The 12,953-nt window shown below is 57.4% G+C and carries 10 protein-coding genes; 4 read left to right on the top strand and 6 right to left on the bottom strand.

Translation table 11 applies throughout. The features are described from left to right. The 5 genes from D4A39_RS04720 to gloB all read right to left on the bottom strand — a co-directional run bounded on the left by D4A39_RS04720 (position 1) and on the right by gloB (position 7,191). Entirely contained in the window at positions 1-1,077 is a 1,077-nt protein-coding gene (locus tag D4A39_RS04720) for a microcin C ABC transporter permease YejB (RefSeq protein ID WP_119917581.1), read from the bottom strand. Next, the gene (locus D4A39_RS04715; RefSeq protein WP_119917580.1) at positions 1,074-2,906 is read right to left on the bottom strand and encodes an extracellular solute-binding protein; all 1,833 of its coding nucleotides are present in this window, start codon (positions 2,904-2,906) and stop codon (positions 1,074-1,076) included. The genes D4A39_RS04720 and D4A39_RS04715 overlap by 4 nt, the downstream gene beginning before the upstream one ends. Positions 2,907-2,918: 12 nt before the next feature. Next, positions 2,919-4,766 (bottom strand): extracellular solute-binding protein, encoded by a 1,848-nt coding sequence (locus D4A39_RS04710; RefSeq protein WP_233552409.1) that lies wholly within the window; start codon positions 4,764-4,766, stop codon positions 2,919-2,921. Further along, a complete protein-coding gene (locus tag D4A39_RS04705) occupies positions 4,744-6,348 on the bottom strand; it encodes a LysM peptidoglycan-binding domain-containing protein (RefSeq protein ID WP_031227018.1) in 1,605 nt (534 codons plus the stop codon). The genes D4A39_RS04710 and D4A39_RS04705 overlap by 23 nt, the downstream gene beginning before the upstream one ends. A gap of 69 nt (positions 6,349-6,417) precedes the next feature. After that, positions 6,418-7,191, bottom strand: a complete 774-nt coding sequence (gene gloB / locus D4A39_RS04700) for a hydroxyacylglutathione hydrolase (protein ID WP_119917579.1) — start codon at positions 7,189-7,191, stop codon at positions 6,418-6,420. 45 nt (positions 7,192-7,236) lie between these two features. Here gloB and D4A39_RS04695 point away from each other — a divergent pair, with 45 nt between their 5' ends. The 3 genes from D4A39_RS04695 to dnaQ are packed head-to-tail and all read left to right on the top strand — an operon-like array spanning position 7,237 to position 9,217. Further along, the gene (locus D4A39_RS04695) at positions 7,237-8,022 is read left to right on the top strand and encodes a class I SAM-dependent methyltransferase (RefSeq protein WP_119917578.1); all 786 of its coding nucleotides are present in this window, start codon (positions 7,237-7,239) and stop codon (positions 8,020-8,022) included. A 4-nt stretch (positions 8,023-8,026) separates the two neighbouring features. Next, on the top strand, positions 8,027-8,458 hold the full coding sequence (gene rnhA, locus D4A39_RS04690) for a ribonuclease HI (protein ID WP_022986562.1): 432 nt from the start codon (positions 8,027-8,029) through the stop codon (positions 8,456-8,458). 24 nt (positions 8,459-8,482) lie between these two features. Then, positions 8,483-9,217 carry a DNA polymerase III subunit epsilon gene (gene dnaQ / locus D4A39_RS04685; RefSeq protein WP_119917577.1) on the top strand — a complete coding sequence of 245 codons (735 nt, stop codon included), beginning with the start codon at positions 8,483-8,485 and terminating at the stop codon, positions 9,215-9,217. A gap of 108 nt (positions 9,218-9,325) precedes the next feature. Here dnaQ and nhaB read toward each other — a convergent pair whose 3' ends face one another. Next, the gene (gene nhaB / locus D4A39_RS04680; protein ID WP_022986560.1) at positions 9,326-10,915 is read right to left on the bottom strand and encodes a sodium/proton antiporter NhaB; all 1,590 of its coding nucleotides are present in this window, start codon (positions 10,913-10,915) and stop codon (positions 9,326-9,328) included. Between the two features lie 358 nt (positions 10,916-11,273). On the opposite strand from nhaB, the gene D4A39_RS04675 reads away from it, so the two are divergent. Beyond that, positions 11,274-12,953 carry a FimL-related protein gene (locus D4A39_RS04675; protein ID WP_119917576.1) on the top strand — a complete coding sequence of 560 codons (1,680 nt, stop codon included), beginning with the start codon at positions 11,274-11,276 and terminating at the stop codon, positions 12,951-12,953.

The following is a 12,953-nucleotide window of genomic DNA, read 5'->3' as shown; positions in this document are numbered from 1 at the left end:
TCAGTGGTCTCTCCGCTCAAAATCGATACGCGGATCGACCCACACGTAGGTCAGGTCACTGACCAGCTTCATGACCAGGCTCAACAGGGTGAAGATGAACAGGGTGCCGAATACCACCGGGTAGTCCCGGCTGATCACCGCTTCGAAGCCCAGCAGGCCGAGGCCATCCAGTGAGAAGATGTATTCGATCAGTAGCACACCGGTGAAAAACATGCTGATAAAGGCAGCGGGGAAGCCTGCGATGATAATCAGCATGGCATTGCGGAACACATGACCATACAGCACCTGTTTTTCCGCCAGACCCTTGGCGCGGGCGGTTTGCACATACTGCTTGCGGATCTCATCCATGAAGGAGTTCTTGGTCAGCATGGACAGGGTGGCGAAGTTGCCGGCCACGATGGCTATGGTGGGCAGGGTGATGTGCCAGATATAGTCCCATACCTTGCCCATTACCGTGAGTTCATCAAAGTTGTCAGAGGTGAGCCCGCGTAACGGGAACCATTCGAAATAGGAGCCGCCGGAAAACAGCACGATCAACAGCAGGCCCAGCAAGAAACTGGGAATGGCGAAGCCGATGACGATAAGGGTGCTGCTCCATACATCAAAACGGGTGCCATCGTGCACAGCCTTGCGAATGCCGAGGGGAATGGAGACCAGATAGGCGATCAGGGTGCTCCACAAGCCAAGAGAGATAGAGACTGGCAGGCGCTCGATGATCAACTCGGTGACCGACCGATCGCGGTAGTAGGATTCGCCAAAATTGCCGCTGAAATAGTTTTTCACCATGAGCCAGAAGCGCTCGGGGGCAGGCTTGTCAAAGCCGTACATCTTCTCGATACGCTCCACCAGTTCCGGGGGCAGCCCTTTGGCATTCTGGTAATTGCCCCCGGTCATGGTGTCGGCACTGCCGCCGGCAAAGCTGCCTCCGGTGCCGCCAGTGCCGATCCCCTGCAGTTCAGCCAGGGTTTTTTCCACGGGCCCACCGGGCGCGGCCTGGATAACAACAAAGTTCAACAACAAAATGCCAAACAGAGTCGGTATCACCAGCAACAGGCGTTTGGCGATATAAAGCTTCATTGCGCAGTGCTATCCCACCAGGTGTCCAGAGAAGTATCGAGTGGCACGTACCGGGCAAAATCCGGATGACGCAGCCTGGACTGGTAGGCAATGCGGTGCTCGTTGGTGTACCAGTTAAGCACCGAGTAGTAATTCCATTGCAGCACCCGGTCCAGCGCCCGGCAGCTGGTCACCAGCGCTTCACGGTTGGGGGCCGCGATGATCTGGTCGACCAGGGCATCCACGACCGGGTTCTGTATGCCGATCAGGTTGCGGCTGTTGGGTTGATCGGCCGCGGCTGAGCTCCAGTATTCCTTCTGCTCATTGCCTGGAGAGCTGGATTGCCCGATGCGCCCCACAATCATGTCGAAATTGAAATTACGGATGCGCTCCACGTATTGGGCTGAATCAATGGTGATAACGCTGGCGTCAATGCCGAGGGCTTTGAGGTTGCGCGAGAATGGCAGCACCACACGTTCGAAGGCCGGGGAGCTGAGGATAATCTCGAATTTGACTGGGGTCCCCTTGGGCGAGAACAGGGTGCCATCACGGAACTGGTAACCCGCCTGTTTGAGCATTTGTTGCGCCTGGCGAAGATTCTCTCGTGGGCGGCCAGAGCCGTCGCTCTGCGGGGGCTGGTAGGCAGTGGTAAAGACTTCATCAGGTAGCTGGTCCCGGAACGGCTCCAGCAATGCCAGCTCGGCCTTGCTGGGCAAGCCGGTTGCTGCCATGTCGGAATTTTCGAAATAGCTGCGGTTACGCTTGTACTGACCGTAGAACAGGTTGCTGTTGGACCACTCGAAATCGAACGCGTAGCCAATGGCCTTGCGCAGGGTCATATCCTGAAAAAGGGGTTTGCGGATGTTGAACAGGAAGCCCTGTGCGCCCCACGGGTTGTGGTGAGCGACGGTTTCGGTCTTGATCTGACCTTTGCTGAAAGCGGGCCCTTTGTAGGCCGTTGCCCACAGTTTTGAGTTGTTTTCGTGGCGCCAGTCGTAGTTGCCACTTTTGAAGGCTTCCAGTGCCACATTTTCTTCGAGGTAATAATCGTAAGTGATGGTGCCGAAGTTGTTACGGCCGCGCATGACCGGCAAGTCTTTTGCCCAGTAATCGTCACGCAGCGCATAGGTAATCTGCTTGCCGGGGTCGGCCTTGACGATACGGTAGGGGCCAGAGCCTACGGGAATAGACATGCCACTTTTTTCGAAGTCCTGTTTTTCCCAGAGGTGTTTGGGCAACACGGGAAGCTGACCGATGATCAGCGGTAGCTCCTTGTTGATGCTGCCAGGCTTGAAATGAAAGGTCACCGTAAGTGGGTCGTTGATTTCGACGTTATCCACTTCTGCATAGTAATAGCTGTAAAAAGGGCGCCCTTTCTCCATCAGGGTGTTAAAGGTCCAGGCCACGTCCTCGGCGCGCACCGGGTGCCCATCGGAAAAACGGGCTTCTTCGTGCAGGTGGTAGCGTACCCAGCTGCGGTCATCTGGCCACTCGATGGTTTTTGCCAGTAGCCCATATTGGGTGAAGGGTTCGTCTTCGCCGCGCACGGTGAGGGAATCGTAGAGATGGGAGTTATCGGTTGCCCCCATGCCGGCAGCGGGGCGCCCCTTGGGCACGAACGGGTTGAGCGAATCGAAGCTACCCACCACATGCAGACGCAGGGAGCCGCCTTTGGGAGCATTCGGATTGGTATAGTCAAAATGACTAAAACTTGCCGGGTACTGGGGCTCGCCGTGCATGGCAATGGCGTGGCCCTTGTGAACTTCCGCGCTGGCTAGCCCGGAACAAAGACACAACCCCAGAAACAGCCCACGCAGCATTCGTTGATGAATGGTGCCGTGAATGGCCATAGGAACTCCTTTTTATTCTTTCATCCACCAGGTATCCAGACCCAGCCCGAAGGGGATTGGTTCCGGGGGACGGGCAAACTTGTCCCACCAGGCAATCCTGTGGTGGCGGATATGGTAATTGAGGACGCCATAATGCTGGTAGCGCAGGCGACGATCCAGTGCCTGCAGTGCCTGCGTGTAGTCATTTTCTGTCGCGGCGGACAGCGCGGTGTTAACCAGGTGATCCACAATCGGATCGCTGATGCCGGCCAGGTTGCGGCTACCCGAAATGTTGGCGCTGTCGGAGAGAAAATAATCCTTCAGCTCCGGGCCGGGGTAGTCGCGCATGGGTAGCACGAACAGCACCACGTCATACTCGAAATGATCGAGTTTCTGCTTGTAGGCCGCAGGGTCGACTTCCCGGTAATCGGCTTCAATACCCAGTCGTTTGAGATTGCGGAACCAGGGAGCAAGTATGCGGTAGATGCCGGGGTTATGGTAATTCAGAACCGTGAAGCGAAGGGGTTTGCCCTCGCTGTTGACCAGCTTGTTGCCTTGCATCTGCCAGCCGCTCTCCTTGAGAAGCGTGAGGGCTTCACGCATTCGGTCACGGATCTGGCCGCTGCCGTCGTTGACCGGCGGGGTTATGTCCGCAGAAAAGTAATCGTCGGGCAATGCGCTGGTCAGCGGAGCAAGCAGGGCCTTCTCGGCGTCTGTTGCGCTTTGGCTGGCGCGGTACGGGCTATTGGGAAACCAGCTAACGGTACGGGTATAGGCGTTGGCAAACAGGTTACGGTTTGACCACTCGAAATCGAACAGCAGGCTTGCCGCCTTTCTCACCCTCTGGTCGTCAAAGGGGGCCCGCCGGGTGTTGAAGAAAAAGGCCTGAACCGGGCGGGGAATCCGGTGGGGGACTTCCGCCCGCAAGACTCGCCCGTCATTCATGGCGGCGAAGTTGAATGCGGTAGCCCAGCGTTTCGAGCTGTAGGTGTAATGCAGGTCATAACCGCCAGACTTGAACGATTCAAATCCCACATCGGCATCCCGGTAAAATTCGAAGATCACCTTGTCGAAATTGTAACGCCCGCGATTCACTGGCAGGTCTTGTGCCCAGTAATCTTCAACCCGCTCAAATACCACCTTTTTACCGCCACTGATGTCGCTGACCCGGTACGGGCCGCTGGAGACCGGCGGTTCCAGTGTGGTTCGGGTAAAATCGTGTTTTTCCCAGTAGTGCTTTGGCAGAATCGGGATGGCGCCAACAATCAGGGGCAAGTCCCGCCGCGCCTCACTGAAGGTAAAGCGAACCGTTTGTGGATCTATCGCTTCGACAGAGGCCACATCGACCAGCCGCAGGCTGTATTCGGGGTGCCCCTGTTCGCGCAGGGTGTTGAATGAGAACACCACATCGTCAGCGCGAATGGGTTCTCCATCATGGAAGCGGGCGCCATCACGCAGGTGAAAAATGCACCAGCTGCGGTCTTCAGGGTATTCAATCCAGTCGGCGATCAGCCCGTAAGCTGCTCCGGCTTCATCCCCCAGCGGGTTATGTGGCTGAGATCCCATTAGCAGGCTGTCACCCAGCTCGGTGACCCCGTACATCTGGATGCCGGGTGTATCAGCGGGGCTGATGCCCTTGAGGATATAGGGATTGAGGCTGTCGAAGGTGCCGTTTCCGAACAAGGTGATACTGCCGCCTTTGGGGGCGTCCGGGTTCACGTAATCCAGATGCTTGAAGTCGGCAGGGTATTTCAGGTCGCCGAAGGGGTGGTAGCCATGGCTACGAGTGACGTGGGGCTGTTCCGCCTGTGCCGAAGGGAGAATCCCCAGGCTCAGGCAGGCAGTGATCAGACATCGTTTAGAAAGATTGGCGAATATCAACGTAAAGAGTCAGCCGTTGCCCGGGTTGAATGTATCGGTTGCTGGCCACTGTCTGGTTCCAGCTCTTGATATCGTTTACCGATACATTAAAGCGGTCGGCAATGGCATACAAGGAATCCCCGTTACGTACGGCATAACGGACTTTGCGCACCATCTTGTCATGTGCCCGCTTGGCTGGAGTAGTGGCCTTGTTGCCCTTGGTCCAGATGGCGAGTGATTGACCGATGCTGAGGCTGTCGCCGGGCGCCATATCATTCCATCGTGCCAGTTCTTTGATCCCGACATCGTGGGAACGAGCGATGTCCCAGAGTGTATCGCCGGAGCGTACCGTGTAGTTCTGCCGGGTACGCCCGCTTCGCTCACGGCCTTGTTTTGCGGCGAGGCGCGCCTCCGCGCTGAGGGTATAGCTGTCGCTGCTGGCCGCCGGGCCAGGAATCAAAAGGGTACGACCGGCAATAATGGTGCTTCCCTGCAGATGATTGATGCTGCGAAGCGCTTGTGGGGTGGTGCGGTAACGGCGTGCAATGGCGCCGAGGTTGTCACCGGGCTGAATTTCATAGCGGGCCCATTGCATGCGCTGGTCAGCGGGAAGGGCAGCGAGGCCCGTGCGGAAGGTGTCTGCCCGCTCAACCGGGATTAGCAGCCGGTGAGGGCCGTCCGGTGAGGTGGCCCAGCGATTGTAAGATGGGTTGAGCAGGTACAGCTCTTCGACAGAAATGTCTGCCAGCCGGGCCGCTTGGGCCAGATCAATTTGCCCACCGGTGTCCACCTGCTCGAAATAGGGTTCGTTGCGGATGGGGTGAAGTGGTACCTCGTACTTGCCCGGCTCCTGCACGATCTGGGCGATGGCGAGCAGCTTGGGCACGTAGGCTGTGGTTTCGCGAGGGAGTTTCAGGCTCCAGAAATCTGTCGGTTTACCCGCTTCTTCGTTGCGGCGAATGGCCCGTGAGACCGTGCCACCACCGGCATTATAGGAGGCCAGCGCCAGAAGCCAGTCGCCGTCAAAGCGATTGGACAGTTTCTGCAGGTAATCCAGGGCCGCATTGGTAGATTTGATGACATCGCGACGCTGATCTTCCCACCAGGTGCGGTGCATGCCGAAGTAGTCACCGGTGGAGGGGATGAACTGCCAGGGGCCTGCGGCGCGACCGTGGGAATAGGCAAAGGGGTCGAAGGCGCTTTCCACTATGGGTAGTAGTGCCAGTTCCAGTGGCATTTCACGGGCTTCTGCCTGTTCGACTATGTAGTGAAGATAGCGCTCGGAGCGAGTGGTCACCCGTTGAAAGTATTGCGGGTGACGGGCATACCATTCCCGTTGCACGCGAATACGGTCGTTTTCAACGGTGAGATCGAGTCCGTATCCGGCACGCAGGCGAACCCACAGATCGTCATCATCAGCCGGGTCGGGATTGCTGGCGTCTTCCACCGGCGCGGGCTCTTCCATGCCATTGGCCAGGTTCACATCATCTACCGACGGCTCGGCCGCTGGCATGGGAGGTAATTCATCGATGGATTGATGGCTGGCGCAACCAGACAACAGGGCCAGTCCTAGCAACATGGCTGCGCTAAAAAATATTTTCATAATAATTCGGACAGCAAAAATTTTTGGTAATTCTAAAAGTCAGGCTTTGCCGGCAGCAAGCGCTGAAGGCTAAAAGTTGTCCTTCCAGCGACGCAAGGTGGCAAAAGTCTGCGTATCACTCTCGCTGGCACCGGGCTCGCGGGCCTCGCAGGCTGCTTTGACAGCAGGGTCCGATGCCCTCAAAAAGGGGTTGGTACGGGTTTCTTCGGCCAGCGTGGAGGGCAGGGTAATCTCACCCAGCTGCCTTGCCTGCTTCACGGCGCTGTGTCGTGCCTGCAGCCGAAGATCGTCCGGCGTTACCGCCAGGGCAAAGTCCAGATTGGCCTGAGTATATTCATGGGCACAGTAGACCAGGGTCTCGCCAGGCAGTTCGGCGAGGGTTTGAAGGGAGTCATGCATTTGTGACGGAGTTCCCTCAAACAGTCGCCCGCAACCTCCGGCAAACAGGGTATCGCCACAAAACAGCCAGTGCTGGTCGGCGCAGTAGAAGGCAATGTGTCCCAGCGTATGACCAGGCACCTCCATCACGCTGAGGGCGATATCGAGCCCAGCGGGGGTAATGCAGTCATTGTGGCGCAAGGGATGCGTCATGCCGGGAATGGATTCTCGGGCTGGGCCATACACGGGGATATCCCTGTTGGCGGTAAGGGTTGCGATTCCGCCCACGTGATCCGGGTGGTGATGGGTGATCACGATGGCAGTGAGAGCAAGAGCGTGCTGGGCCAGAAACTCCTCGACCGGGGTGGCGTCACCGGGATCGACCACGACGCAAGCGTCGCCACGGGAGATGGCCCAGATATAGTTGTCACGGAATGCGGGGATGGCAGTGGGGCTCGATAGCATGACGTGATAGGCTCCTGAAGAAGACGTTTAACAGGTATTGTCCCCATGCAATTGCCGCCACTCAACCGTATTTCGTTCAGCCCCTCTGCCGCAGGCTCGGAAGTGATGGTCCGCGCGTTCGACCAATGGCTCGAAACAGAGCCCGGCCAGGCCGTGCTGGCTGCTGAAGCGGGCATGCTCAACGAGTGGTTGCGCGGCCAGGTCGGCCAGCGTGCTGTGGTGGCGTACAGTAGCCGCGGCCAGGACTTGCTGCGCGAGTGCCCCTTGCGCTGGCATACCTCGGTGGCGCCGCCAGGGTTTGACGGAGTGGCGATCCAGGCGCGGCCGGAGTTGTTGCCCTTTGCCAAGAGTAGCGTCGACCTCATGGTGCTGCATCATGTGCTGGATTTCGCACAGGACCCTCACCAGGTGTTACGGGAAGCCAGCCGGGCGATTGCGCCGGGGGGCAAGATTGCGCTGGTCGGTTTCCATCCCTTGAGCATGATGGGGCTGGCGCGCTGGTTCTTTTGGCGTGAGCGCCCTGGCTGGTCCGGCCGTTTCTACCGGCCAAACCGTGTCACGGACTGGCTGCAGGTGTTGGGATTTGAGGTCGATGGGATGGCCAGTGGCTTCTATACTATGCCGCTTTCTCAACATGGCCGTTCGCGGATTCGGTTGCTGGCGTGGCTGGGGGGCGTATTGTGGCCCCGTCATGGCGGTACCTACTTGCTGGTTGCCCGTAAGCGGGCGGGTATGGTCAAGCCTTTGCCGAGCCGTCAACGTAAAGTGCCTCGCAATACCGTTGTTCCTGTGCCGGTGGCGCGCTGGGGGCAGCAGAACCGGGAGTCCTGATTCATTGAAAGCAGTTTATATTTATACCGACGGCGCTTGCCGGGGTAACCCTGGCCCAGGGGGCTGGGGCGTTGTGTTGCGTTACGGCAGCAATGAGAAAGAAATGTACGGTGGAGAGCCTGAGACCACGAATAATCGCATGGAGCTGATGGCCGCGATTCGTGGGCTGGAAACCCTGACCAAGCCGTGCCAGGTGGTGCTGACCACGGATTCCCGTTATGTCATGGATGGCATTACCTCCTGGATGGCCAACTGGAAGAAGCGCGGCTGGAAAACGGCCTCAAAGCAGCCGGTCAAGAATGTGGATTTGTGGCAGCGTCTGGATGCCGCTGCGCAGCCACACACCATCGATTGGCAATGGGTCAAAGGGCATAGCGGACATCCGGAAAATGAACGGGCAGATGCGCTGGCCAATCGTGGCATCGACGAGTTGTAACCGAATACTGGTGAAGGAAAGCTAATGCGTCAGGTCGTACTCGATACGGAAACTACCGGTCTGGAGCCCAATGATGGACATCGGGTGATCGAAATCGGTTGTGTGGAAGTCATCAATCGCCGGATCACCGGCAATAATCTTCATCTGTACCTCAACCCTGAACGGGACATCGACGAAGGGGCGCTGGCTGTGCACGGCATCAGCACCGAGTTCCTGGCGGATAAGCCTACGTTTGACAAGGTGGTCGATGAGTTTTTGGCCTTCGTGGATGGCGCCGAACTGGTGATTCACAATGCCCCCTTTGATGTGGGCTTCCTGAACCATGAATTGCGCCGGCTGGGCGCCGCCTACGGCAGCATTGAACAGCGCTGCGGGGTACTGGATACCCTGGTTATGGCACGGCAGAAGCATCCCGGCCAGAAGAACAACCTGGATGCGTTGTGTCGCCGTTATGACGTGGAAAACGGGCACCGTGAGCTTCACGGGGCCTTGCTGGATGCGGAGATCCTGGCGGATGTCTATCTCGCCATGACCGGTGGCCAGACCCGGCTGTCGCTGGGGGGGAGTGAAGGCGCTGATCAGGGCGGAAGCGCAGTGGCAGAAGCCATCCGCCGGCTGGATGCCCAGCGCTCACCGTTGAAAGTGGTGCGTGCAAGTGAGTCTGAAGTGGCACGGCACAGTGCCAAGCTGCAAGCCATTGCGGGCAGTAATGGCGAGCCTACCCTGTGGGAACGCTCCGAGAGCGATTCGCTGCACTAGGGAGCCTCTGAACAACGCCTTGCGTGCCAAGCCTTTCAGGCTGGCTCTCTAATCCTGTCTTTCTGTCTGACCGGGGAAGGGGTAAGCCCCCTTCCCCGGTTGCCCCTATCAATGATGCTCTTCAGGGCTTTCGCTGTATTCACTGGCATCGTGGTGCTCAATCCAGCCATTCTCGTACATGTAGGTAGTCGCCGGCTCCAGTGCCATGGCCGTCATCACCAGACCGGTGATGGACATGACGATGGTGTAGGGCAGGGCCATGATCACCATGCGGCCATAGGACAACCTGACCAGAGGCGCCAGCGCAGACGTCAGCAGGAACAGGAAGGCAGCCTGGCCGTTGGGAGTCGCAACGGAGGGAATGTTGGTCCCGGTATTGATGGCGACGGCCAGCAGGTCAAAGGTATCGCGGTCAATTTCCTGCTTGAGTAGCGCCTGGCCGACTTCGTCCACATAGACCGTGGCGACGAAAACGTTATCGGACACGGCTGACAGTACCCCGTTGGCGATGTAGAACGCCGGGCCCTGAACATGCTTCTCTAGGGTCAGTACGTATTCGATGACCGGTGCGAACAGCTGTTGATCGGCGATCACTGCGACCACCGCGAAGAAGACGGTGAGCAACGCGGTGAAGGGGAGGGCTTCTTCGAACGCTGCACCGAGGCGGTGTTCTTCGATGATGCCGGTAAAGGATGTGGCAAGAATAATGACCGTGAGCCCCACCAGGCCAACCGAGGCTGCGTGAGTGGCCAGACCAACGACCAGCCAGACGGCCGTGATTGCCTGGACAACCAGCGCTGCCCGGTTCTGGGGGGTGCGTTTGCGGTCTTGCTCCAGCGCGTACTGTCGCATGATGCCACGTACTTTTTCGGGGATATCCTCGCCGTAGCCAAAGCTGCCGCTGATTTCAAGGAAGACGCAGGTCATCAATCCCACCAACAGAACCGGCAGGGTAATGGGGGCCATGCGCAGGAAGAACTCGCCAAACTCCCAGCCTGCCTTGTTCGCAATCAGCAGATTCTGGGGCTCCCCCACCAGTGTGCAGACACCGCCCAGTGCGGTGCCGACCGCGGCGTGCATTAACAGGCTACGCAAAAAAGAACGGAATCGCCGCAGGTCCTCGCGGTGCAGTTCTTCAACGCTGGTATCGTCACCATGGTCGTGTTTTTGCTGGAATGTCTTGCCAGAGGCGACCTTATGGTAGATGCCATAGAAGCCGGTACAAACGGCAATGACCACCGCAGTAACGGTCAGTGCGTCCAGGAAAGCAGACAGCACCGCTGCCGCCATACAGAAAAGCAGGCTCAATCGCACCTTGGATTTCACCCCCAGCAAGATGCGGGTGAACATGAATAGCAGCAGGTCTTTGAGAAAGAAAATACCCGCTACCATGAAGATCAGCAGCAGCATCACCTCAAGGTTGCTTTCTACCTTGTGCAGCACGGTATCGGCTGAGGTCAGCCCAATCATGACCGCCTCAATGGCCAGCAGACCACCCGGCTGTAGCGGGTAGCACTTTAGGGCCATGGCCAGGGTAAAGATAAATTCTGCAAGCAGCAGCCAGCCCGCGGTAACAGGGCCGAGGGTCAGGGCCACCAGAGGGTTGATCGCCAGGAACGCAATGATGGTGTACTTGTACCAGGCTGGAGCCTGACCGAGAAAGTTGTGCAAAAAGGCGCGGCCGATGGTCGCGGGCATGACAATTACCTGCTGGGCGTTGGCTAGGGGAGTTGGGCGCGGCAATGATAAGGAGTTGCCATGCCCCAGTACAGTGCAAAGGGTGGACAAATTGTCCTAGATCAAGGTCGTATTGTGATCCCCGCTGGGTAGGGGTAGTAGGTAATAAGACTTATACCCCTTTTGCAACTGTGGCGAGGTTAACAAAAAGCCAATAAATCAGTTGCTTACATTTGAAAGTTGACGCAGTGTTTAATCGCATGCCAAAGTTGATGCGCCTTGTTTTACAATCTTGTTGTACTGTTTCGGGCGCATCCGGGGGGCACAATACCCGGGCTTCAGCCCGACAATAATAAAGTTTGGTGCTTGCGGAGAGTCCATGGTCGCCATTACAAACACCACCTCCCTGACTTTTCTCAAGGAAGCGATCGATAGCACCTTGACCGAAGCTGAGACCCGGCTAGAGGCGTTTTCCGATGATCACGCCCTGAAAGAAGAGCTGGAGCACTGCGCTACAGCGTTTCAGCAGTTAAGGGGAATCTGCCAGGTAGTCGAGCTTCCTGCTGCCGCCCTGATGAGCGAAGAGATGGCACTGGCGGCTCGTGAGCTGTTGGAAAAGGTGTCTGAAAGCCGGATTCAGGCGTTGGGCAATGCCATTGTGCTCCTGACCCGTTATTTCGATTACGTTCAGCTGAAGAACCGTACCCTGCCATCCTTGTTGATCGGCGGGATCAATGAGCTGCGACGAGCGGGCGGCAAGCCATTGATTCAGGAGAGCCATTTCTTCAGCGCGGATCTGTCCCGCCAGCGCAATCCGGAAGCCCCTGTCAGTGAGGTCAGCCGTGATGAGCTGACGGGATTATCTCGCCGCTTGCGGCATATGTATCAGGTCGGTCTGGTCGGTATTCTGCGGGAGCAAAATCCGCCGCCGCATCTCAAACTAATGGCTCGTGCCATGGCACGACTCGACAAGGCGGCTGGCCCGTGTGGGCTAAGTCGTTTTTTCTGGGTCGGGCAGGCCGCCCTGATGGCTATGGCGGCGGATGAGATGGCTCTGACACCTGCCCGCAAGGCATTACTCTCCCAGTACGATCGCCAGCTCAAGAAGGTGGTGTACGACGGTGGTCAGGCGCTGGAGGAGGATGCGCCGTTACTGCTGCTCAAGGAAAGCCTCTATCTGGTTTCATTGAGCGCAGTTCAGGAGGGTGTGATTGGCCAGGTGAAACAGGTCTTTGATCTGAAGAATGCGATTTCGGATACGGAGTTGCAACGTGAGCTGTCTTTAATGACGGGTGCGAGTGGCTCAGTGATTCGTTCTGTGGCCAGTGCCATGCGGGATGAAATTGGCGAGCTGAAACAGACCCTGGATCTTGCCTCCCAGGGGGTGGCCGATACCAATTATGAATCGGTGGCGAACAGCCTAAGTCAGCTGGGTAGCACCCTGTCGATGATCGGCAAGGATGATGATGCTGCGGCCATCAAGGATCGTTCTGCCCAGGTTCGCCAGTGGCCAGCAGACCAGAATGTCGAGACCGACGCTTTTCACGCCTTAGTTGATGATTTGCTACGAGTGGAAAATGTGGCGGCCAATCTTGAGCGTAGCCTGGCACCTGAGGATGATGTCCACAAAGCCAGTAACAATACCGCGATTTCTCTTTACCAGCTCGATGATGCCCGCATGACGGTTGTTGGTGAGTGCCGAGCCGGGTTAGCCCTTGCCAAGCGGTCTATCAGTTCGTTTATGGATAACAACTGGGATGCCATGCATCTATCGAATCTGCCTGGTACCTTTGCCACTATTGCCGGGGGGCTGATGTTTCTTGAGTTGCAGCGGGCGAGGGGCGTCACTGAAGCTTGTCACCAATACATTCGCAAGCAATTGATTGAAGGTGAAACAGCCCCGACACGTGAAAACATGGAAACTCTGGCAGATGCCCTGACCGGTGTTGATTATTATCTCGAGAGTATGGAAGAGCAGAAGCCTATTGGCGAAGGGGTGCTCGAAGTGGCAGAAGAGAGTGTCAAAGCGCTGGGCTTCCCGGTAGACAAGGTTGCCTGA

It is taken from the genome of Alcanivorax profundi (assembly GCF_003597125.1).
Lineage (GTDB): Bacteria > Pseudomonadota > Gammaproteobacteria > Pseudomonadales > Alcanivoracaceae > Alcanivorax > Alcanivorax profundi.
This window is presented reverse-complemented; position numbering and strand designations above follow the sequence as displayed.